Raw genomic sequence first — 21,578 nt, forward strand, 5'->3', positions numbered from 1 at the left:
AAAAATTAAAAAGGAGATGCCGTACCGTTTTTGCGGCATCCAAAACCATTTTCAAGAATATGTACGACTTAATCGTAATAGGCTCCGGACCAGGCGGCTATGTGGCTGCCATAAGGGCAGCGCAATTGGGGCTGAAGACTGCCATCGTAGAAAAATATCCCACGCTGGGAGGCACCTGCCTGAATGTGGGCTGTATCCCCTCCAAAGCCCTTTTGGACTCTTCTGAGCATTATCACAATGCTCAGCACACCTTCCAAAACCATGGGATAGATCTTAAAGACCTGAAGGTAAACCTGAAACAGATGATTGCCAGGAAGCAAGAGGTGGTCAAACAAAATGTGGAGGGCATTCAATACCTGATGAAGAAAAATAAAATTGATGTGTATCAGGGAGTTGGATCCTTTAAAGACAAAAACACCGTCACGGTTACAAAAGACGGTGGTAAAACCGAGGAGATAAAAGGCAAAAACATCATCATCGCCACAGGATCCAAACCTGCCAGTCTTCCTTTCATCAATCTTGACAAGGAAAGGATCATTACTTCAACAGAAGCTTTAAACCTGAAGGAAGTTCCCAAACACCTGGTGATAATAGGCGGCGGGGTGATCGGCCTGGAGCTTGGCTCTGTGTATGCCAGGCTGGGCGCTAAAGTGTCTGTGGTGGAGTTTATGGATTCCCTTATCCCTACCATGGACCGCACCATGGGCAAAGAACTTCAGAAATCGCTTAAAAAACTGGGGTTTGAAGTCTACCTTAAACATAAAGTCACTGCTGTAGAGAAAAAAGGCAAAGAGGTTACGGTAAAAGCGGAAAGTGAAAAAGGTGAAACCATTGCCTTAAAAGGTGACTATGTGCTGGTATCGATAGGCAGAAAACCTTATACAGAAGGACTGAATGCTGAAGCTGCCGGGGTGAAAGTCAATAACTGGGGTCAGATTGAGGTTGACGACCATCTTCGCACCCATGCCGACAACATTTATGCCATTGGCGATGTGGTCAAAGGTGCCATGCTCGCTCATAAAGCCGAAGAAGAAGGTGTTTTTGTGGTGGAACAGCTTGTCGGACAAAAACCTCATATCAATTATCTTCTGATTCCGGGTGTAGTCTATACCTGGCCGGAGGTGGCATCCGTCGGTTATACGGAAGAGCAGCTCAAGGAAAAAGGACACGCATACAAAACCGGGAAATTCCCCTTTATGGCCTCAGGGAGAGCCCGGGCCAGTGGCGACGTCGATGGTCTGGTGAAGGTCCTTGCAGATGCCAAAACAGATGAAATACTGGGGGTACACATGATAGGACCGAGGACAGCCGATATGATCGCGGAAGCCGTAGTGGCCATGGAATACCGCGCTTCGGCAGAGGATATCGCAAGAATGTCCCATGCACATCCTACCTATACAGAAGCATTCCGGGAAGCATGCCTGGCTGCTACGGACAACAGGGCGCTGCACGTTTAGAACAAAAAATGTTTGATAGCATACAAAAAGGCCTTTGGAAAAACCGGAGGCCTTTTCTTTTAATTTAAATAAAATCCAACAGCCCTTCAAGCTTCATCCCCCTGCTTCCTTTGATCAAAATCAGATAATCCTCCAACTTGGAGTCCTGCAGCCAATTCCTGAAAGAAAAAGGGTCGGGAAAATAGAGCGCATTCGGCACCTGGGTAAGGGCCGCCTGTATGAGCGTACCGGTAAGGCAAATCTTATCCACATCCATTCCTTTCAGCAAAGCCCCGAGCTTTTCATGTTCCTCCGCGGCATGGTCCCCCAGTTCAAGCATATCGCCCAAAATTACCATTTTATGTTTCCGCCCGCCCATGGCATCAAAAGCTTTCAGTGCGGCTTCCATGCTCGAAGGATTGGCATTATAGGCATCCAATAAAATCAGGTTGGTCCTTTTCTCCACCAACTGTGAACGCATGTTTGAGGATTTATAATCAACGACAGCATCTAGACTGTCCTCCATGGAAACGCCGAAATATTTACCGATACACAGCGCCGCGGCAAGGTTATCAAAATTATAAGCGCCTATAAGATTTGTCTGGCGGGTTTTTTGCCCGTCCACGTTGAATTTGACAAACGGATCCGCACCCTCGAACCCGACATGACAAAACGATCCGGCTTCGGGAAACAATACAGGATCCTTAAACCGCTTTGCCATGTTGGAAAACACTTTCTGACGTGTATTGATGAAAACCTTGCCGTCCCGCTCGAGAAGGTATTGAAACAACTCGGTTTTTGTTTTCAATACCCCTTCCAACCCCCCCATGCCTTCGAGATGCGCTTTTCCGATATTGGTGATAAAACCATGTGTGGGACGGGCGATTTCACAGAGTTCCCGGATTTCCCCCTGTTTGTTGGCTCCCATTTCTATGATGGCGATTTCATGGTTCTTTTCAAGCTCCAAGAGGGTAAGCGGCACGCCGATGTGGTTGTTGAGATTTCCTTTGGTGGCCAGTACCCGGTACTTTTTCCCCAATACCGCGCTGATAAGTTCTTTGGAAGTGGTTTTGCCGTTGCTTCCGGTCAAGCCCAAGACCGGGATAGCATGCTTTTCTCTGTGGAAAGTAGCCAGTTCCTGTAACGTTTTTAAGACATTCTCCACAATGAAATACCTGTCATCTGCAATCTCAGGGGCCTCATCCATCACCACCAAAGCAGCACCACTCTCCAGCGCCTGTGCAGCAAATCGGTTACCATTAAAGTTAGGCCCCTTTAAAGCAAAAAAAATGTTCCACGTTCCTATTTTCCTGGTGTCGGTACTCACGCCTGTGGATAGCAGGTAATGTTGATATAATTTTTCAGTACTGTTCATATTTTACTGTAAGCAGCTGGCTTATCATCATTTATTCATCGATTTTTTGGACCCATCTATTAACTTCACATTTCTTAAAAATTCTTGATTTCGACAAAAGTAATACATCTCATTTAAAATAATCCCGTTTAAAATCGAAAACCCTGTCCATGAAATACTTTATAGCGCTGGTTTCCTTATTGTTTTTTATAGAAATATCCAGAGCACAAGATCTATATCGGTATGGAAAAGATATTGAGGTGACGGTAGGCGAAATCCAATTGTCCATGCCCTTTGCCGGAGGGATCAATGCCGCCCAGGTGCAGACCATGGATGTAAACGGTGACGGAAAAACGGAATTGATTATTTGGGATATCAATGCCGGTAGGGTATCGGTATTTCAGGAAAAGGATGAGGGATATAATTTTTTGCCCGAAATGGTTTATTATTTCCCCGCTGACATCATCGGTTTCATGGTACTGGCGGATTATGATGGAGACGGCAAAAAGGATTTGTTTACGGGAAGCCCTTTTGGAATCAAAGCCTATAAAAACACGACCCCGCCGGGCCAGGCCTTCCCCCAGTGGGAGGTAGCCCAGGATTTTTTGCGCTTGGAGAACGGATCCAATCTCACGGCAAACAGTCTGGATATCCCGTTGATCATGGATCTTGACGGAGATGGGGACCTGGACATACTTACCTTTAATTTTGCCACTGGTGATTACCTGGAATATTACCGGAACACCAGTATGGAAAGAAAAGGCGTGAGAGACATTGACGCTTTTACCTCCGCCCAACCGCGCTGGGGAGGGTTTGAATTTTGCGGCTGTGGCCAGATCAGTTTTGGATTTACCTGCGCAGGCCTGCCCATCAGCGGGCCTCTCCCCGATTGGGAGCCGCTGAGGATACAGCACGCCGGGGGTCATTCCATGTTGTATCACGATTTCGATGGAGACGGTATCAAAGATCTGCTGATCGGTCAGGATGAATGCAGCACCCTCTATTTCCTCCCGAACAAAGGCACCGATACATCTCCCGGCTTTGACGGCTTTACCAGTACGCTGCCCGGAATTGGCCCCCTGCCGGAATTTCCTGTTTTCCATGCGGCCTACCTATATAAAGACAAACTGATCATCACCACACATTCTTCCGACCCCTCAAGTGTGGGCATGTCTGATTTCTCAAAAAGCATGTATCTTTTTTCTCTGGAGGACGGAGGGAAACCGCTGCTAACCACGTCCTTTTTACAGTCAGAGATGATCGATATGGGGGAAAATGCGAGACCTTTTTTTGAAGGCAACCTGATCAACGGCAATCTGGTGGTGACAGGCAACATCCCTGTGGATGGAAAGGTAATTGGAAAAGCCCATCATTACTCCCTTACTGAAGGGAAAATGAAAATGGAAAGTGAGGATTTTATGCACCTGTCTGATCTTGGGTTAAGGGAATTAAGTTATCAGGCCTATCGGTCAATCAACGGCAAGAGATACCAATTCGTCACGGGAGATGAACTTGATGGTCAGTTCCCCACCAAAAAATTATTAATCAAACAGGAAGATGCATCCGATGAATGGGCAACCTTTCAGGTCCCGGGGTTCACCTTACGGGGTGTAGACCATTTGCACCTTTTTAACGATTCCCGTGAAGATTACCTTTTATTGGCAAGACAAACAGGCGAACTAATCCTCTTCCATGTCCGGTTTGATGATGGCGTGGAGCTTGAGCTACTGGAAAGGGACTTTCTCAATTTTTCGGACAACCCTGTAAGCAGGGGTCTTTCGGTCACCGTATATTCCGGAGAGAATCCCGTCCTGATGGCTGCAGACCAGCGGGGCATTTTATTCAAATTCACGGACTTCCTCGAAAATCAAACCCGGACCACAATACAAATTTCGCATAATGGCGAAACCTTTTCACAGAGCCGGTTGGGCAGGAATACCTGGCTGACGTTTGTTCCCGACATTTTTGGAAAAAGGCTGGACGTTCTTATGGGTACCAGAGCTGGGGGGGTTCAGTACCTCGAACATTTACCGTCGAACGGCCCATCCACCGGCGAATCCCTTCAGATCAGGGTTTACCCTAATCCCGCGCAGGTCTCAACCAAAGTGGTGGCCAATAGAGACGCCTCGCTGAATCTCATCCACAGTTCAGGACAATCAATATGGGAGAATATACCGTTAAGAGGAGGGAGGGAAACTGAGATAAGGCTATGGGGGTTGGCACCGGGACTGTATATATTGCGGTGTGTTGACGAAAACCAACATACCGCTTATAAAAAGCTGATCATAAAGAAATAAAACAATTAATTTAATTCAAAACGGTCACCGTCTTTCCAGAATGGAACTTTTTGCCTGAAGGCTGCCAGGGCCTGCTTGTCGAGTTCCACTAGCAGTATGTTTTCCTTTTCCTCCCCGAACGCTACGGTATCGCCTTTAAAATCATAGGCAGCAGAATGACCGGTGTGAGGAATGCCATTCCCATCCTTCCCTATCCGGTTTACCCCTACGGTGTAGCAAAGGTTTTCCACCGCTCTGGCCTTGAGCAGAATATCCCAGGCACTGACCCTGACTTGGGGCCAGGAGGCTATATAAAACGCCAAATCGTACTCCATCTCCCCATTCTCTTTATCCAAAACACGATTACGGGACCACACCGGAAACCTGAGATCATAACAGATTTGAGGCATAATTTTCCAGCCTTTGTATTCAACAAATACCCTTTCCTGCCCCTTCTCATAGTGACGGTCCTCCCGGGCCATTCCGAACAGGTGCCTTTTGTTATAATGGCTTATCTCACCTGCTGGCGTAACCCATAATAGCCGGTTGAAAAATTTCCCGTTTTCCTGAACGATAAAGCTTCCGGTGACCACAGATCCGGTTTGGGAGGCCATTTGTTTCATCCACTTTGTGCTGTGAAGGTTCATGGGCTCTGCGTGGTCTTCTGCATCCATAGAAAACCCTGTGGTAAACATTTCAGGCAGTATGATTACATCCACTCTTTTTGGAAGCTGCCAGATCTTTTCTTCAAACATGGCCAGGTTAGCAGCGCGGTTATGCCAGTGGAGATCAGATTGAAATAAAGCTAAAGACAGGTTTTCCACGGAAGAAGAATTTTGGTTAGGGGAGGTAATTATTTTTTTAAGGATAGAGCATCCGATAATCGGTAGCAATTTTTCCTTTGCTGATTTCCATTAATTTCCCCTTCACCATTCTTTTTTTTAATCCTTTAAGGTAATCGATAAACAAAATTCCTTCCAAGTGGTCATACTCATGCTGGATCACTCTTGCGGTCATCCCGGAAAATTCTTCTTCGTGAAGATTCCAATCCTCATCAAAGTACTCAATGGTAAGCTTCTCAGGTCGAATGATTTCAGCCCTGATTTCGGGTATGCTTAGGCACCCTTCCTCAAAAGAATATTCCTCCCCATATTCATCCAGAATGATGGGATTGATAAACGCTTGTCTAACTCCTTTCTCCCCCGATCCCTCTTCAATCATCAGATTGCTGTCAACGACAAAAAGCCTCAACCCCTTGTTGATCTGTGGTGCCGCAAGCCCCACACCACTTGCCTTCTCCATGGTTTCGAACATGTCTTTGATAAGGCCTTTGATGTCCTCCCCTTCATTTATCTCAACCGCCTCTTTTTTCAATATGGGGTTACCGTAAGCTACGATAGGGTATATCATGGTCTGTTTAAGTAAGTTTGTAATATGATCGTGGCACTGATTTTATCCAAGTTTCCCGCTTTTTCCCTTCGGTCTCTCTTTTTACTGCCCATGGTGATCATTGACTGCATGGCCATTTTAGAAGTAAACCTCTCATCCACCAATTCTACGGATTTATGGGGAAATCTGTCTGTCAGCTTCCCCTTCAACTGCATCACCGGTTTGGTCATCGATGTGTCTTTTCCATCAAGAGATTTTGGGAGGCCCAAAACGATGGTATCCACCTCCTCCTTTTTAAAATACTCCTCAAGGTATTTGAACAAACCCGATGTGGGGATAGTTTCCAGAGGATTTGCCAAAATCCTCAGCGGGTCAGTAACCGCCAATCCCGTACGCTTGGTTCCCAGATCTATAGCAAGGATCCTTGCCATCAGTTGGATTTTATTCGTGCCAACAGTTTTCTTTTTACTTCCTTCTCCAACTCCTCTGCTTTTGGAAACAACAATTCGTTTTCTATTTTGGCATGGATGATGAGCTCCCGCTCAAACCGTTGGAGCTCGTGATAGAGAATTTTCACGGAAATGGGAGAATTCGGGGGCAGTTGGTAATTGGAGGTCAACTTACGTATACCCTCCATCTCATCGTCATGCCCTTCATGTTCCGTCGCCATATTGCTCACAGGAGATAGTTTGAACACATCTATGGCGTCATTCAAAGGCACCTTATGCTGCTCAATATCCTGCAGAAAAACGATACGGTTAAAAAGGGTAGCCTCTTCCTCATGAATGTGGTGGATAAAGTCATCCACAAACAGCGGAAACATCAACCGCATATCCGCAAGCAGGGATTCAAAACTCCCAACCCCAACGATGCCATTGACCATGCTGGAGAGGAAAGGCAATTCCTGCCTTACAAAGAACCGGTGTTTTTTTTTCAGATATCCGACCAACACCTCAATGGGATGAAGATACAGTTCATCGGAAGTAGGATCCTTCTTTATCGCCCAGTTTTCAAGCTCTGAGATAACCTGAGAGGGGTTGACCTTGAACTTTGCACATACTTCTTCCAGGGAATTCTTCTCATATTCAAAGAAGCTGATTCCAAAGTAATGCAAGACCCCCGCCAGAATATAATTTTCACTGACCAAGTCCGCTATCGACCTTTTTTCTATGTTTTCCGATGAGGACATTATTACAAAAGTAGGATATTTTAACTTAAAAAATCATGACTTACAGCATCGATTTTTATATTTATTACGTTTATCTAAACGAAACACCTGAAAAGATTGTTAAATTGTATATTTGACAAAAAAACCATTAATATTGATAATGAATACATTCGCCTGCATTTTAATACTAAATAAATAGGATAATAACGTGAGTCTAGAGAAAAATACCAAAGCACAAATAAGGCTCCCCATAATTCTGGCGCTGGGAATAGCTGCCGGTATATGGATCGGAGCCACTTTTGCAGAGCCAAAAACCGACAGGAATGATTTGAAGTCAGCAATTTATAAACTGCAGGAAATCATCACCTATATCAATAGAGATTATGTTGACAGCGTTAATACCAATGAGTTGGTGGAATACGGCATTGAAAAAATGCTGGGTAAGCTTGATCCGCATTCAAGCTATATCCCCGCAAAAGACGCTAAACTTGCTAAATCCCAACTAGAAGGTGAATTTGACGGCATCGGTATAGAGTTTGGCATTTTGAGGGACACCATTTACGTAGTGTCACCGCTTACCGGAGGTCCGTCGGAAAAGATAGGTCTCCTGCCAGGTGACCAAATTATCAAGGTAGATGGCGAAACCGTGGCAGGCATCGGAGTCACCAACCGTGATGTATTTGATTTGCTAAGGGGGCCAAAAGGCAGTACCGTTGAAATTGCCATCAAAAGGAAACATCAGGAGGAACTGTTGGACTTTTCTATTACCCGGGATAAAATCCCCCAATACAGTGTGAATGCATCCTATATGATAGATGATGAAACCGGGTACATCAAAATCACCAGATTTGCGGCCAATACCCATGAGGAATTCAGAAAAGCCCTTCAGGAATTAAAGGAAGAAGGTATGAAAAAGCTTGTCCTTGACCTTCAGGGAAATCCGGGAGGGTATATGGGTGCCGCTATCAATATTGCCGATGAAATCCTTTCCGACAATGCGCTGATTGTATCCCAGGAGGGAAAGCTTAAAAGATACAGCCAAAAGGCTTTTGCCGTAAGGCCGGGCTCATTTGAAGACGGCTCAGTCATTGTTTTGGTAAACGAAGGAAGCGCGTCCGCCTCCGAAATTGTTGCGGGAGCACTGCAAGACAATGACAGGGGATTGATAGTGGGGAGGAGGTCCTTCGGCAAAGGATTGGTGCAAATGCCTATTGATCTTTCAGATGGTGCAGAACTCAGATTGACCATTGCGCGGTATTTTACCCCATCCGGTCGTTCTATCCAAAAGCCCTATGGGGAAGATGAGGATGAGTACAGCCTGGATTATCTGAAAAGGCTTGAGCACGGAGAGTTTTTCAGTGCCGATAGCATTTCATTTGATGATAGCCTTAAATATGAAACCGTAAAAGGAAGAACTGTATATGGTGGTGGAGGCATTATGCCGGACTACTTTGTTCCCCTGGATACAAGTATGACAAGTGCCTATGTCAACAGGCTTTTCGGCTCAGAATCCTGGAGGGAATATATCCTGGATTATCTGGATAAAAATAAAAAGAAGTTTGACTCGATGACTTTTGAGGATTATTACAGGAATTTTGAGGTTTCTGATGCTATGCTGGATGATTTGATAAAAGTAGGTGAAAAATACAAAGTGAAATTCAATGAGAAGGATTTCAGCAAATCAAAATCCTATCTCAAAACGTTGATAAAAGCCAACATGGCGAGAAACCTTTACGATGACAATGCTTTTTATAAGGTTATCAACGACATCAATGAAATTTACCAGCAAGCCATCAAGCTGTTTGATGAAGCAGAACGGCTTGCCTTTGTCGAATGAAGGATAAAAAATTAGCCATATTAAAAGCCAGGGAATGAAAACCCTGGCTTTTTTCTTTATCCTGTTTATTGAAATTTTTGATGAAAAATTTCTTTAATTCGTGATGAGAATCATATTTGAACCCAAACCTACCCAAAATGAAATGTCCAAAAATATGTTTTAGTCTTGTAATCGTTTTATTTGTTTCTATGAACTCTTATAGTCAGACCAGAATCAATCATTTAGCCGTATATGTTAAGGACCTTAAAGAAAGCAGCCATTTTTACGAAAAAGTGGTGGGACTGAAAGAAATTGACGAACCCTTCAAAGACGGCCTGCATGCCTGGTATGAAATGGGGGACGGTGTTTCGCTCCATTTGATAGAGAGGGAAGAACCCTGGACTAACCCCACAATTGATAAAACCAACCACCTGTGCTTCAGTGTGGCTGATCTGGATGCTTTCATTGCCAGGTTAGGCCAAAACAAAATTTCTTTTGAAGATTGGCCCGGTAACCAGGGGGAAATCAACATCCGGCCTGATGGCATTAAACAGATTTATATCCGCGATCCCAGCGGCTATTGGTTGGAGATCAACGATGAATATTGAAGGAAAAAAAGCCAAAAAAGCAAAGGGGAAAAACGGATTGTTTTTCCCCTTTGCTTTACTTCCAGGATAACATTATTTTTCATAGATGCTGTTCGGCCATCTGTCATTGGCAATGTTGATATCGGGAAGAACCTTATCAGGGTCTATTTCCACGGATACCACCTCCTTGTTGGATTTATGCAGGTAATTCCATTGATTTCCCCTCTGCCAGATTTCCACTGGGAGCATTTTCCGCTCCTTTGAACCATCGCCGTAAGTGATCTCCAAAAGAACCGGCATGGGCAGTCCGCCTTTGTTAGACAGTATCACCACACGGTCATTGCCATAGGGGACTACATTTTCAATGGCCAAGTCAATATTATCAGTGCCATAAAACCAACCCTTCCAAAACCAGTCAAGGTTCTCACCGGCTGTATTTTCGATGATATTGAAAAAATCATTCGGCTGAGGATGTTTGTATGCCCAGTTATGGATATAAGCTTTGAAAGCGTTATCAAACCGCTCTTCTCCCAAAATATATTCCCGTAGCATTATCAGCCCTATGGCCGGCTTCATATAGGCGATCATCCCCAAATTTGCAGTATTAGCCACATCGGGATAAGTGTCAATGCCTTCTCTGTTCTGACCGGTAAACCAGTTGAGGTATTTTCTGGTTTGATGGAGCGTTGAGCCATATTCACCGTTGTTAAATTCCAGCGAACTGTAATGGTTGATGAAGGTATTAAACCCCTCATCCATCCAAGCATATCGTCTTTCATTGGTTCCCACGATCATCGGAAACCAATTGTGGCCAAATTCATGGTCGGTTACATTCCACAGAGACGCTCCTTTACTTCTATAACTACAAAAATTCAATCCCGGGTATTCCATACCGTTGATATCCGCGGCCACATTTACCGCAACCGGATAAGGATATTCGTACCACTTATCGGAGTAATGTTCTATTGAAGCCTTACTGTATTCAGTAGACCGTCCCCAAGCGTCATTCCCATCGCTTTCCTTGGGATAAACAGATTGGGCCATGGCTTTTTTCCCACTCGGCAGATTGATTCTGGAGGCATCCCAAATAAATGTCTTTGAAGAAGCAAAAGCCACATCTCTGGCATTTTCGATTTTAAAATGCCAGGTGACCGTTCCATCCTGCTTGGGCCGGGTGGTTGCCGGTTGGTTCACCTCTTCAGGCTTGATTATATAAACAGTCGTATCGCTGGATGCAGCCGTCTGCATTCTGTCATTTAATAATTTAGGAAGAACCTGACCGGCATTAAGGAGTTCCCCAGAACCCACCACAATGTGATCATAAGGTACGGTCACTTTGTACTCAAAGTCACCATAGCCTAAATAAAACTCCCCTGCTCCCAGATACGGCTCAATATTCCAGCCTACCACGTCGTCAAAAACAGCCACTCTGGGATACCATTGCGCCAGAGCATATATTGTCCCATCCTGCACTTGAAGCCTCCCCATTCTGTCCATTCCTTTCTCCGGAATATCGAATTCAAAATCCATAGAAACCTGCGCTTCACCTCCCCGGGCAGGTATAGGTTCATCCAGAAAGACCTGCATTCTTGTATCGGTGATAAGATGACGCCCCGATACCTTACTGCCTCTTTTCTTTATTTGCGAGGAGACATTCCGGATCGTATATCCCCCGTCAACATCTCCGGAATACCTGTTCCCCTGAATGGGGGTGGTTAGGGTTCCCCTTGAGTCCGTTTTAAATCTGTTTTGTTCCAAATGCAGCCATATGAATTCCAAAGATTCCGGGCTGTTGTTGATATAATGGATGTTCACCTTTCCGCTGAGCCTATGGTTTGCTTCATCCAACGTAGCCTCAATCGTATAATTGGCGACATTCTGCCAATATTGGGGACCGGGCTTACCTGATGCAGCCCGAAAAGCCGAACCCTGTCTATAGGTGAATTCATCAAACTTTTGCTGGTTGTTTTCCCGGGCTTCCTGGGCATAGACTTGCGCCATCAAAATCATCAGGAAACAAGCGCCCAAAACACTACTGATCTTGTTTATCATAAATAACAAAATATGTTTTTTGCTAAAATACTTAAACAGGGGCTTTCCTGAAAACAGATACAAAAGAATCTTTTAAGAAACGGGGGGGATGAAGCCACTCTTGTTGACAGAATTTTCGTAATAAAATGGTTTAGAACCAAATATTTAATGGCAGTTACCTAATCAGGACGCCTATCCCCGAAGCATATTTCATCGATCCGCTCATTTGTTAATTCCACAAATACCTCGGTAATTTGGGGTTCCTAATTACAGCATTGATCATGAAGTTCGTACTTACTGCAATATTAAGTGTGTGGGGCAATTATTTCGTCTTTGGGCAATCGGATAGCACCTTTTATTCATTGGAAGAGATCACGATCCAGGAAAACAGGCTTGAGATCCCATTCAGTAAGAGTGCTCGAAATATGAGCATTATCCACCGTAAAGATATTGAAACGACTCCGGCAAGGAGTCTTCAGGAAATTCTCGCTTTTACCCCGGGTGTGGATGTACGGCAAAGGGGCGTTGGCGGTGTCCAAGCAGATATCGGCATACGCGGCGGATCATTTGAACAGACCCTTATGCTCGTTAACGGAATCAAACTAACAGATCCCCAAACGGGCCATCACATGATGAATATACCTGTACCTTTGATTGGAATACAACGCGTGGATGTACTTAAAGGCCCCGCATCCCGTATTTATGGACAAAATGCCTACACAGGCGCTATTAATGTCATCACGGAACTCCCTGAGACTTCCTTACTCCACGGAAATCTATATGGAGGAGACTTTGGTATGCGTGGAGGTAGCCTTCAGATAGCACTTCCCATGGGAAAATTTAAACAAAGCCTTGCTGTTTCCCATGATGCAAGCAATGGCCATTGGCACAATTCGGATTATAAAGTGAACAATGTGTTTTATGAAGGCGGTGTAGATATCGATGAACATCATGAAATTAAAGCCATGCTGGCCTATGCAGGCCGGGATTTTGGTGCCAATGGTTTTTATACCAGCACCTTCCCGGATCAGTGGGAAAGCATTCAGACATACCTGGCCGCCTTAAGTCATATTTTTGAAAAAGACAATATTTGGGTCAATTCGCGGGCCTACTGGAGAAGAAATACGGACGAATTCAGGTTGGTAAGGAAAGATCCAAGCTTTTTTAGAAACAACCATACTACCGATATCCTTGCCCTTGAAATCAACGGAAGATATGAATCCGGATATGGAACCAGCGGTTTTGGTATTGAGGGAAGAAATGAAGCCATAGACAGCAACAACCTGGGAAACCGGGAAAGAACCCTTCTGGGACTGTTTTTAGAACATAGAGTAGAATTTATGGACCGGGCTGATGTCCGGGCGGGGATGTATTCCAACTATTATTCTGAATACGGATGGAGGCATTTTCCAGGAGCGGAAATCGGCTTTCAGCTCTCTCGTTCAACGAGAATGTACGCCAATTATGGAATCAGTTTTCGGATACCTACCTATACAGACCTGTACTATGTCGGTCCGACTAACGTAGGCAACGAGCAGCTAGAACCGGAAAAAGCCAGGAATTATGAAGGGGGTGTTAAAATCACAAAAAAGAACTTCAGAGCAGAGGCGGTATATTTTAACCGCCATACCGATAATCTGATTGAATGGGCCAGATCTGATGCTGATAGTCCCTGGCAGCCTCAAAATTTCAACGAGGTGGTTTTTCGGGGTATTGAAACCGGAGTATTTTACCGGTTTGATAAAAAATTAAAGAAATTAGTGTTAGATGAAATTTCCCTGTCCTACAATTTTATTGACGCCAATCTTGTTGAACAAGAAGGCCTGGAATCAAGGTATTCCCTGAATGCTCTCAGGCACCAGTTGATTGCAGGATTACAAGCTTCATATGATGGCCGTATAGAACTTACGGTAAAAAACCGTCATATAGAAAGGATGAAATTAGACCCTTATTTCCTATTGGATGCCAGAGTCGATTATGATAGACTCAAGAAATTGGCCTTCTTCGCAGAAGCTTCGAATATCACCAATACAGATTACATTGAAGCCGGAACGGTACAGATGCCTGGTAGATGGTTTCGGGCAGGGGTTGCCTTAAATCTCAGGTAGTTAGTCATTTGTTTATCCCGGTATGAATAAACCCGTAATTAAATGCCTAGATACCCGGCAAAAAAAACTCATTAATCTTTGCAGCAAAAAAATTAAAGCCTACATTTGCAATCCAATTTGATGCCGATTCCCGCTCTCCCTTCGGTAGAACGGGAAGAAAAAAATCGAAATCTTGGGAATTTAGCTCAGCTGGTTCAGAGCATCTGCCTTACAAGCAGAGGGTCGGGGGTTCGAATCCCTCAATTCCCACGGAAGGTTCTCCCTTCAGCAACACGGGAAGAAAAAAATTGAAATTTTGGGAATTTAGCTCAGCTGGTTCAGAGCATCTGCCTTACAAGCAGAGGGTCGGGGGTTCGAATCCCTCAATTCCCACATTAACGCCGTTTAAGGATTTTTTTAGTCATGCCCTTTTATTTTTACCTATTAAATTCCCGTGAGCTGGACCGATTTAACATGCAACATAACAGGAGATTGCCTTAAAAACCGGCTCAAAAAGCACCTGACAAATCACAGGATTTACCGCTAAAACAAAAAACTGGATATTGGTCTATTCTGAAGCATATCCCTCAAAAACAGACACCTTCAAACGAGAGCAGGAGTTAAAAAACCGAAAGGCAAATCCAAGATCAGAAAGCTTATCAACGGTTAAACACCGAAACCTCAAAATTACGGAAGCATATGCCAGACCATCCCTACTGTGGCAGTGAGAATAGCAGCGCTTAATATCTCAATTTCCCCATCAGTTCGTTCAGGGAATTTTTGATTTTTTGTCGGTTTTCTAAATATCAAATTTTATCCCTTGGGCCAAGGGCAATTCCCTGCCATAATTGATGGTATTGGTCTGTCTTCGCATATAGGCTTTCCAGGCATCTGATCCGGATTCCCTTCCTCCGCCCGTTTCTTTTTCACCACCAAACGCTCCACCGATTTCAGCTCCGGAAGTGCCGATGTTGACATTCGCGATGCCGCAATCGGAGCCTGCTGCGGAAAGGAACGCCCCTGCCTCTCTCAGATCGGTTGTCATAATGGCCGATGAGAGACCCTGAGGAACATTGTTTTGGATTCTTATGGCATCCTCAATATTCCTGTAGCGGATCATATATAAAAGCGGGGCAAAAGTCTCATGCTGCGCCATCTTCGAATCTTCTTTCACTTCAAAAATACAGGGTTTCACATAGCAACCTGATTCAAAACCCTCTCCTTCCAACAGCGCGGCATCCGCTATTGTTCTGCCCCCTTCAGCTTTCACTTTCCGGACAGCCTCCAGGTATTTCTCTACGGCCTCTTTATCAATAAGCGGTCCCATATGGTTATGGGGGTCCAAAGGGTTGCCAATTGACAGTTTCCCATAAGCATTTTTTAACCGTTGGGCCACTTCCTCAAATAGGCTATCGTGCACAATAAGTCTTCTGGTAGTGGTACAGCGTTGACCGGCTGTACCCACCGCGCCAAACAAGGCTGCCCTGATGGCCAAATCCAAATCGGCCTTCTCTGAAATAATGACCGCATTGTTGCCTCCCAATTCCAATATGGCCTTACCAAGCCTCGCCGCAACCGTTTGGCCGACCGATCTACCCATCTTTGTAGAACCCGTGGCGGACACCAATGGAATGCGTTCATCATTGCTTATCCACTCCCCTATTCTGTAATCTCCCGTCACTAAGCAGGATATTCCTTCGGGTAGGCCGTTCCTATCAAAAACGTCCGCCACTATCTGCTGACATGCCAAGGCTGAAAGGGGTGTTCTTTCTGAAGGTTTCCATATGCAGACATTTCCGCATACCCATGCAATCATGGCATTCCATGACCAAACTGCCACCGGAAAATTAAACGCTGAAAGAATCCCGACGATTCCCAAAGGGTGCCATTGTTCATACATTTGGTGCTCGGGCCGCTCTGAACTCATGGTAAACCCATACAGCTGCCTGGATAGGCCCACTGCAAAATCACAGATATCGATCATTTCCTGAACTTCCCCCAGTCCTTCCTGCAAGGATTTCCCCATTTCATAAGACACCAGGTTACCCAGGTCATTTTTCTTTTCCCTCAGGGCGTTGCCGATTTGTCTTATCACTTCGCCCCTTTTAGGGGCGGGAACATCTCTCCAGAACGTGGCGGCTTTCAGCGCCGATTTTACCACACTGTCGTAGGCATGTTTATCACTCACCTGGACCTTTCCGATTTCATTCCCATCTACAGGTGAAAATGAGGCCAGCCATTCTCCTTGGGTATCGTACCAATTTTTACCACTGGATGTACCTTGGCTGGCAGCTTGCACGCCAAGGTTTCTGAGACTCGTTTCGATTATTCCCATAGAATCTGTTTTTTTGGTAGTTAACCTAAAAATAAGCATTCAGGCTGAATTTATAAAAAAAGGCTATCCACAACTGGATAGCCCTTTGAAATGCCGAAGTTTGAAACCCAACTTCTTTCACAGTCTTTTTATTTGTATGTTTCTAAACCAAACATTGTCTCCATGATCCTGCAAGGCAATTTTTCCTTCCCGGTATCCCGCAAACCCAGGCATATCCCTGAACTTGCTTTCTGCCACCATCCGGTCCCATTCTTCGTCCCACATGGTGGCCTCTACCGTCTTGACACCATTCAGAAAAAATTGAAGTTTCCCATTTTGAACGATGATCTCAGTTTGATTCCATTCCCCAACGGGCTTAGCGGCTTCCTTTGAAGACTCAATCAGATCGTAAAGGTCACCTGACCTATGGGTGGTTATTTTCCCGTCAGGATGGCCATCGTTATCCAACAGTTGATATTCAGGCCCGGTGTGATAGGGTGCCTTGAACTCACCGTTATCAACCACATGGAACATGATCCCACTGTTGCCATTTTCTGAAATCCTCCAATCCAGCTTCAAATGGAAGTCACCGAACGTCTCTTTAGTTACCAGATCTCCGCCCATAGCTCCTTCCTTCTTTTTAGCGATGTTAAGAAAGAGCACACCATCTTTTGCTTCCCATGCTTCTCCGGGCTGGTCTTTACCATAACTTGTCCATCCGGTCAAGCTGTTGCCATCAAACAAGGTAATCCATTCTTCCTCTGTCACAACTATTTCATCAATTTCTTCTACATTTTCATGCTGTTGCGTAGATGGCCCACAAGCAACAAAAAGAAGAAACGGGCAGACAAAAGCGAGAGTTGGCTTGATCATTTTTTATTTTTTTAGCAATAACACAAACCTGACCATCTGCTCAGCATCCTCTTTGGACAGGTTTGGGTGGGCCGGCATGGGTATCTCTCCCCATTCACCCACGCTGCCTGCGATGACCCGGCTGGCCAATAATTCTACATTTTCATCTGTGGTTTCGTATTTACCGGCCACGTCTGCATATGAGGGTCCGACTATCTTTCTTTCTACCATATGGCAGCTTGGACAGTCATTTTGCTTGATTAAAGCCAGTCCTTTCACATAGTCTGGATGATCCTTATATTTTTCTTCCAAGCTTACCTCTTTTTCCGGAGCTGGCGCAGTAGTGGTAGAAGTGGTTTCAGATTGTTTATCCGAACCACCGCACGAAAATGCCATAAATGCCACTGCAATCATGGCTAGACTTAACAAATTGTTTAACTTCATTGCTTTTTATTATGATAGATTAATTGATTCCAAGTATTTTTTTGTTGAGGTTTTCATCCGCGCCTGCGGACGCAAAATCGTCAAAAGTTTTTTCTGTCACCCTGATTATTTTTTCAGCGATAAATTTAGCCCCTTCAATGGCGCCATTTTCAGGGTGTTTAAGTGCACATTCCCATTCGAGAACGGCCCATCCATCAAAATCGTATTGGGACAGCTTGCTGAATATGGCATTGAAATCCACCTGTCCGTCTCCCAGGGAACGGAATCTTCCGGCTCTTTCCACCCAACTTGAATACCCACCATACACTCCCTGTCTTCCGGTGGGATTGAATTCCGCGTCTTTAACATGAAACATCTTGATCCTCTCATGATAGATGTCAATGAATTCCACATAATCCAGACACTGAAGTACAAAATGGCTTGGGTCATAAAGGATATTGGCTCTTTTATGATGATTGACTTTCTCCAAAAACTTTTCAAAAGTAACCCCATCATGCAGGTCTTCTCCGGGATGCAGCTCGTAGCACACATCCACCCCGTATTTGTCAAATTCATCAAGAATCGGAATCCACCTTTTGGCCAATTCATCAAAACCGGTCTCAACCAATCCAGCGGGGCGTTGGGGCCATGGGTACACCGTGTGCCACATTAGGGCACCGCTGAACGTAGCATGGGTAGTCAATCCAAAATTCTTAGAGGCCCGTGCAGCCCATTTGAGCTGTTGGGTGGCCCATTCAGATTTTCCCTTTAAGTCTCCCGCCAGTTCTTTGGGCGCAAAAGCGTCAAACAATTCATTGTAAGCAGGGTGCACCGCCACCAGTTGGCCTTGGAGGTGAGTCGAAAAATCAGAGATTTCCACACCTGCATCTTTCACCGTCGCCTGAATCTCTTTGACATAATCCATATCCTCGGCTGCTTTTTGCAGATCTATCAGCCTTGCATCCCAAGTAGGTATCTGCACGGCTTTATATCCTATGCCAGCTGCCCATTTACATATATCTTTTAGGTTATTGAAAGGTGGTTTATCATCGGCAAATTGCGCCAAAAACAGCGCAGGCCCTTTAATGGTTTTCATAAGGTTTATTATTTTTAGAGTTCAAAGTTAGTCCATTTTTGATCAGATTTGCTGCTTTTGACCACATGTTCTACAAACGCCATACCTCTTACCCCATCCTCTGCACCTGGAAAGTCCTCCCATTCCTTTTTAGGAGTCTCCCCATTCCTTCTTGCATATAAACACCGGGCAAAGTTACGGTATAAATTGGCAAAAGCTTCCAGATAACCTTCCGGATGTCCACCCGGCGTCCGGATATTTTCCATTGCCAAAGAAGACAGATAGGGTATGTTCCCTCCCGTACGGTATATTTGATCCGGTCCTTCAGGGTACCTTACTATCAATGTATTGGCATCATCCTGCTGCCATTCCAACCCGGCCTTCTCACCAAAAACCCTGATTTTTATATTATTTTCCGATCCGGTCGCTATTTGGGAGGCCATCAACACGCCTGTCGCGCCATTGTCAAATTTCATCAAGACCGCCCCATCATCATCTAAATTACGTCCTTCTACCACGATATTGAGATCCGCACAAAGTTTGGTCAACTTCAGTCCGCTGACGTATTCGGCCAGGTTGAAGGCATGGGTACCTATATCCCCCATGCAATTGGCTATCCCGCTTTTGGAGGGGTCAGTCCGCCATACCGCCTGCTTATAGTTGGTATTTTCCACATCAGTCCATAGCCACCCCTGTGGATATTCCACATAGATTTTCCTGATTTTTCCCAAAACCCCTGTGGCAATCAAATGTTTTGCCTCTTTTACCATCGGATAACCGGTATAGGTATGGGTAAGGCAAAAAAGCAACCCGGTATCTTTTATCACCTGGTCAAGCTCTTTGGCTTCCTCATAGGTAAAAGTCATCGGCTTATCCAAAACAACATGAAATCCGTTTTTTAAAGCTTTTACAGTGGGATCAAAATGGACATGGTTAGGGGTGACAATTGCCACAAAATCTATTCTTTCGTCTTCCGGAAGCTGGAGCTCTTTTTCGAACATTTCATCATAGGATCCATAAACCCTGTTTTCCGGCAGAAACAATTCACGGCCGGTTTGGGCGGATTTGTCCGCCTGACTGCTAAAAGCTCCGGCGGCCAACTCAATAAGCCCATCCATCGCAGCGGAAATCCTGTGCACCGCCCCAATGAATGACCCTGGGCCACCGCCGATCATACCCATTTTTAATTTCCTGTTGTTCATTATTTAGATCTTTGGTTTTTTGGTTTTTGAAGTTCAGTTTATTCTGTTATATTTCAATTCACGTCCCCTATAAAACAAAGAAAATCAATGCATTTAATGCATTGAATCCGGAGTAAACTCAGAACACCGTTCTGCATGGGGAATATTACCGTGCTTTCTCAAATGATAAATTTACATTAAATTGGCTTAAATTTAAATAAATCCATCAATAGTTTCCCTACATACTTATGAAATCGGCTTCACTTAATAAAAAATCATAATCAACCTGATGCAATGAACAATTCAATCAAATTGAAACTTTCCCTGATGATGTTTTTGGAATTTTTTGTCTGGGGATCCTGGTTTGTCACCCTTGGTACCTTTTTGGGAAACAATCTAAGTGCCACAGGTACTCAACTGGCCGCGGCATTTTCCACACAATCTTTTGGCGCCATCATCGCCCCATTCATCATTGGCCTGATTGCAGACAGGTATTTCAATGCGGAACGGATCCTGGGAATCCTCCATTTATCCGGGGCGGTGTTGATGTACCTGATGTTCAAAGCGGACAGTTTTGCTTCATTCTATCCCTACGTATTTTTATACATGCTGATTTATATGCCCACGCTTGCTTTGGTCAATTCAGTATCTTTTAATCAAATGAAAGATCCTGCCAAAGAATTTAGCATCGTTAGGGTATGGGGAACCATTGGGTGGATTGTTGCGGGTTTATTGATCAGCTTCTTCTTCGTTTGGGATAGTCCGACAGCCATCTCCGAAGGGCTACTCAGAAACACCTTCATGATGTCCTCCGTTTCATCATTGGTACTTGGGCTTTTTGCTTTCACCCTCCCCGCCACTCCTCCCAAGGCCGCTATGAAGGGAAAGCAGTCCATTTCTGAAATACTGGGATTTGATGCTTTAAAACTACTCAAGGACAAGGACTTTGCCATTTTTTTTATGTCCTCGGTGTTGATATGTATCCCTTTGGCTTTCTATTATCAAAATGCCAATCCGTTTCTTTCAGAGGTAGGTCTGTCAAATCCCACCGGCAAAATGACCATAGGACAGGTCTCAGAAGTATTATTTCTGTTACTTATGCCTCTGTTCTTTAAAAAATTCGGTTTGAAAACCACGTTGATTGTGGGCATGCTGGCGTGGGTGGTGCGGTATGTGTTTTTTGCTTTTGGTGATGCCGGTGCCGGCACTTATCTGCTGATCATAGGGATCGCGCTGCATGGGATCTGCTATGACTTTTTCTTTGTTTCAGGACAGATTTATACCGACTCCAAAGCCGGTCCTAGATACAAGAGCGCGGCACAGGGACTGATTACCTTGGCAACCTATGGCATCGGCATGCTGATTGGTTTTTGGGTAGCCGGTATCGTTTCGGATATTTACCTCTCAGATGGCGTACACGAATGGAAATACATATGGCTTATCCCCTCAGCCATTGCATTGGTGGTGACAATTATATTCCTTGTTTTCTTTACCGATAATGATTTCAAAAAAGCTTCGGAATTGCGCAGAACCCTAAAAAAAATCCCAAAAACGGGTCAACTAGGCATGGATTAAGTCGTTGTAAATTA

General features: G+C 44.7%; 17 protein-coding genes and 2 tRNA genes. 8 read left to right on the plus strand and 11 right to left on the minus strand.

Going from position 1 to position 21,578, the window contains the following annotated elements:
- Positions 1-59: 59 nt before the first annotated feature.
- On the plus strand, positions 60-1,457 hold the full coding sequence (lpdA, locus tag ACFPFU_RS01085) for a dihydrolipoyl dehydrogenase (RefSeq protein ID WP_377060647.1): 1,398 nt from the start codon (positions 60-62) through the stop codon (positions 1,455-1,457).
- A 64-nt stretch (positions 1,458-1,521) separates the two neighbouring features.
- Here the strand turns inward: lpdA and ACFPFU_RS01090 are convergent, their stop codons facing one another.
- The gene (locus ACFPFU_RS01090; RefSeq protein WP_377060649.1) at positions 1,522-2,811 is read right to left on the minus strand and encodes a UDP-N-acetylmuramoyl-tripeptide--D-alanyl-D-alanine ligase; all 1,290 of its coding nucleotides are present in this window, start codon (positions 2,809-2,811) and stop codon (positions 1,522-1,524) included.
- 149 nt (positions 2,812-2,960) lie between these two features.
- On the opposite strand from ACFPFU_RS01090, the gene ACFPFU_RS01095 reads away from it, so the two are divergent.
- Entirely contained in the window at positions 2,961-5,087 is a 2,127-nt protein-coding gene (locus tag ACFPFU_RS01095) for a T9SS type A sorting domain-containing protein (RefSeq protein ID WP_377060651.1), read from the plus strand.
- A 5-nt stretch (positions 5,088-5,092) separates the two neighbouring features.
- Here ACFPFU_RS01095 and ACFPFU_RS01100 read toward each other — a convergent pair whose 3' ends face one another.
- From ACFPFU_RS01100 to ACFPFU_RS01115, 4 genes are read right to left on the minus strand one after another with little or no spacing between them, the layout of a single operon-like run.
- Positions 5,093-5,890: an amidohydrolase gene (locus tag ACFPFU_RS01100; RefSeq protein ID WP_377060652.1), complete on the minus strand. Its 798-nt coding sequence runs from the start codon at positions 5,888-5,890 to the stop codon at positions 5,093-5,095.
- Positions 5,891-5,927: 37 nt separating this feature from the next.
- Positions 5,928-6,476 (minus strand): peptide deformylase, encoded by a 549-nt coding sequence (gene def / locus ACFPFU_RS01105; protein WP_377060654.1) that lies wholly within the window; start codon positions 6,474-6,476, stop codon positions 5,928-5,930.
- A complete protein-coding gene (ruvX, locus tag ACFPFU_RS01110; RefSeq protein ID WP_377060656.1) occupies positions 6,473-6,886 on the minus strand; it encodes a Holliday junction resolvase RuvX in 414 nt (137 codons plus the stop codon). Before ruvX ends, def begins: the two co-directional genes overlap by 4 nt.
- Positions 6,886-7,644 (minus strand): hemerythrin domain-containing protein, encoded by a 759-nt coding sequence (locus tag ACFPFU_RS01115; protein WP_377060658.1) that lies wholly within the window; start codon positions 7,642-7,644, stop codon positions 6,886-6,888. The genes ruvX and ACFPFU_RS01115 overlap by 1 nt, the downstream gene beginning before the upstream one ends.
- A gap of 187 nt (positions 7,645-7,831) precedes the next feature.
- Here ACFPFU_RS01115 and ACFPFU_RS01120 point away from each other — a divergent pair, with 187 nt between their 5' ends.
- Together ACFPFU_RS01120 and ACFPFU_RS01125 are read left to right on the plus strand one after the other, a co-directional pair.
- The gene (locus ACFPFU_RS01120) at positions 7,832-9,460 is read left to right on the plus strand and encodes a S41 family peptidase (RefSeq protein ID WP_377060660.1); all 1,629 of its coding nucleotides are present in this window, start codon (positions 7,832-7,834) and stop codon (positions 9,458-9,460) included.
- A 188-nt stretch (positions 9,461-9,648) separates the two neighbouring features.
- Complete coding sequence (locus tag ACFPFU_RS01125; RefSeq protein ID WP_377060661.1) at positions 9,649-10,047, plus strand: VOC family protein; 399 nt, start codon at positions 9,649-9,651, stop codon at positions 10,045-10,047.
- 72 nt (positions 10,048-10,119) lie between these two features.
- On the opposite strand, the gene ACFPFU_RS01130 is transcribed toward ACFPFU_RS01125, so the two are convergent.
- A complete protein-coding gene (locus ACFPFU_RS01130; protein WP_377061387.1) occupies positions 10,120-12,027 on the minus strand; it encodes a M1 family metallopeptidase in 1,908 nt (635 codons plus the stop codon).
- Between the two features lie 311 nt (positions 12,028-12,338).
- Between ACFPFU_RS01130 and ACFPFU_RS01135 the strand changes: the two genes are divergently transcribed.
- The 3 genes from ACFPFU_RS01135 to ACFPFU_RS01145 all read left to right on the plus strand — a co-directional run bounded on the left by ACFPFU_RS01135 (position 12,339) and on the right by ACFPFU_RS01145 (position 14,537).
- Positions 12,339-14,165: a TonB-dependent receptor plug domain-containing protein gene (locus ACFPFU_RS01135; protein WP_377060663.1), complete on the plus strand. Its 1,827-nt coding sequence runs from the start codon at positions 12,339-12,341 to the stop codon at positions 14,163-14,165.
- Between the two features lie 174 nt (positions 14,166-14,339).
- A tRNA-Val gene (locus ACFPFU_RS01140) sits at positions 14,340-14,414 on the plus strand.
- A gap of 48 nt (positions 14,415-14,462) precedes the next feature.
- Positions 14,463-14,537: transfer RNA gene (locus ACFPFU_RS01145), tRNA-Val, on the plus strand.
- A 406-nt stretch (positions 14,538-14,943) separates the two neighbouring features.
- Here the strand turns inward: ACFPFU_RS01145 and amaB are convergent.
- The 5 genes from amaB to ACFPFU_RS01170 all read right to left on the minus strand — a co-directional run bounded on the left by amaB (position 14,944) and on the right by ACFPFU_RS01170 (position 20,010).
- A complete protein-coding gene (amaB, locus tag ACFPFU_RS01150; RefSeq protein ID WP_377060665.1) occupies positions 14,944-16,479 on the minus strand; it encodes an L-piperidine-6-carboxylate dehydrogenase in 1,536 nt (511 codons plus the stop codon).
- A gap of 117 nt (positions 16,480-16,596) precedes the next feature.
- Positions 16,597-17,331 (minus strand): 3-keto-disaccharide hydrolase, encoded by a 735-nt coding sequence (locus ACFPFU_RS01155; RefSeq protein WP_377060667.1) that lies wholly within the window; start codon positions 17,329-17,331, stop codon positions 16,597-16,599.
- A gap of 3 nt (positions 17,332-17,334) precedes the next feature.
- Positions 17,335-17,754 (minus strand): c-type cytochrome, encoded by a 420-nt coding sequence (locus tag ACFPFU_RS01160; RefSeq protein WP_377060669.1) that lies wholly within the window; start codon positions 17,752-17,754, stop codon positions 17,335-17,337.
- A 19-nt stretch (positions 17,755-17,773) separates the two neighbouring features.
- Complete coding sequence (locus ACFPFU_RS01165; RefSeq protein ID WP_377060671.1) at positions 17,774-18,829, minus strand: sugar phosphate isomerase/epimerase family protein; 1,056 nt, start codon at positions 18,827-18,829, stop codon at positions 17,774-17,776.
- 14 nt (positions 18,830-18,843) lie between these two features.
- The gene (locus tag ACFPFU_RS01170) at positions 18,844-20,010 is read right to left on the minus strand and encodes a Gfo/Idh/MocA family protein (protein WP_377060673.1); all 1,167 of its coding nucleotides are present in this window, start codon (positions 20,008-20,010) and stop codon (positions 18,844-18,846) included.
- 273 nt (positions 20,011-20,283) lie between these two features.
- Here ACFPFU_RS01170 and ACFPFU_RS01175 point away from each other — a divergent pair, with 273 nt between their 5' ends.
- Entirely contained in the window at positions 20,284-21,564 is a 1,281-nt protein-coding gene (locus ACFPFU_RS01175) for a nucleoside permease (protein ID WP_377060675.1), read from the plus strand.
- The last annotated feature ends 14 nt before the right edge of the window (positions 21,565-21,578 follow it).

This window comes from Negadavirga shengliensis (genome assembly GCF_042652345.1).
In the GTDB taxonomy this organism is placed as follows: Bacteria; Bacteroidota; Bacteroidia; order Cytophagales; family Cyclobacteriaceae; genus Negadavirga; species Negadavirga shengliensis.